Here is a 1,879-nt window from a genome sequence, read left to right on the forward strand (position 1 = left end):
TGAAAGGGGCCAACTGGCAGGATCTGGCCTTTGAACAGACGATTCGACAGATGCTCGCGCAAAAGTGTTTTGAGAGCAACGGGAAGAACTGTGAGTTACCCGACGATGTTCATTTTTATCAAATGCCGGTAGGGAAGGATGAGCTGCATTCACTGTTTCAAAGTTTATCCAACCCGCTACCCCATTCTGGTGATACTTCAGGAAACCCGATCATCATTAACCAGAGTAATATCAGCGAATGGCTGAACCCGATTGCCATTGCCCAGGAAGGCTACGCAGTGCCTAACAACCGTCTATTGGAACAGGTTCGAGCGGGTGGGACAGTCACCGTAACGTCTCCCCTCACTGAGGCACTTTGGTTTCGTTTGCTGGGTTCACTGCAGACGATTCGCGAGACAACGGGTCTGGAGCCTCGACTCCAGGTGGCTCATTCACGACAGCAGCCGAAAGCCCTGGGATTAGCAGAAAACGACGAGCGACCTCTGTCCAGAAACCCTCAGTTACAGAAAAAAGCCAGCAATGACGATTCTTTTGAGGCCGTCACTTATCGGCAACATGTCCAGGCCAGTCATTGGATCCGTCATCACCGGGGAGACCCTCTGGTCATCCAGGTCAATGAACAGACCGGCTTCAGTCAGCTATTTGATAATATCCATATCACCTCAGAACAAAAGGCCCATTTTGGACGACGTCAGAGTGAGTTGCAGAAAGCATTAACCGCAGGCAGGCCGGTGGTATTCCTGGGACTCGAAAGTAATCCAACACTTCAGCAGCTGCTGGAACCCCTGGTGGTTGGACAGCCTTTGTTGGTGAATGGCCAATTACGGGCCTACCCGCAGGCTCAAGTCACTTTACTCTGGCCTGAATCTGCGATAAGCCCATCACCAGTATTTCGTTCGATGCTTGCCACGGATAAACCCTGTCCTGAGGTCGATCTCTGGGATATTAATGCCCGCAAACATGATATCTCCAGGACTGAGCTGCCAGAACAAGCGCTTGATAAACTTTATGAAGCGTTTACAACCGTACCTGACCACCTTTGTAACCCTCTGCCTGAAATGACCGAAGCGTTGTTGAATAACCTGATACTGGCTGCCCGACAAGCACAGCAGGTTGACCAGTCCCCACAGCTTTTACCACGCCACTGGCGCAAAGCCATCGATAGCGTCATCACCCATGGCACACGACAGCATCCGACCGTGCGTGATTTTATGAAAGTGGCTTGCAGGCATTTTTTACCGGACGTGCACTGCAAGCCGGATGAGGATCAAACCGCCTCGGTAGACCCGGATCAGTTAACTGCCATCATCAACAGTGCTCAGCAGTTGGACAGAGCGTTTGTGAGGCAAAACCTGTGGCCACTGGTCAGAGCCCTTGACCCGGCTGTATTTAATGAAAAATTACAGCTGTCCTATAAAGAGCCATTTTCGCGGTGGACTGCGAAAGAAGTTCTGGACAAGCTCTGCGCCCTGATCATGGCCCATGTGCCTGAAGCACAACGACAGGCAGTGGCGTATCTGTTGGAAGTCGATCCGGAGGCAACAGAGCAATGTCCACCGTCAGCCATCAGGCCATCAAGACAGATCAAACGTTTACAAGATGCACTGGCTTCTGGCTGGCAGCTAACCCTACCGTCAGGGCAGACCCGATCCGAGGCCATTCACGCTCTGGCCAACGATTGTTTTCAGATTGCCCGGGGAGAATATGTAACAGAGAATTCTGACGCAAAACGTATTGAACGTATAGAAAATCGACTGTCTGCATCACTGGCATGGCAGGGTTCCGCTGACAAGCCCTTGTCACTACTGGCCCGGGATCTTTATCACGGCGAAATGAGTCAGAAGGATCGTGAAAGCCGTCGATTATCCCGACTCCATGA

The 1,879-nt window shown here is 51.6% G+C and carries 1 protein-coding gene; it reads left to right on the forward strand.

Annotated features, from left to right (window positions below):
- Nucleotides 1-1,879: hypothetical protein (locus KDK18_RS00870; RefSeq protein WP_257252511.1), on the forward strand; the 1,879-nt coding region annotated here is incomplete at both ends.

The organism is Endozoicomonas sp. SESOKO3 (genome assembly GCF_024606255.1).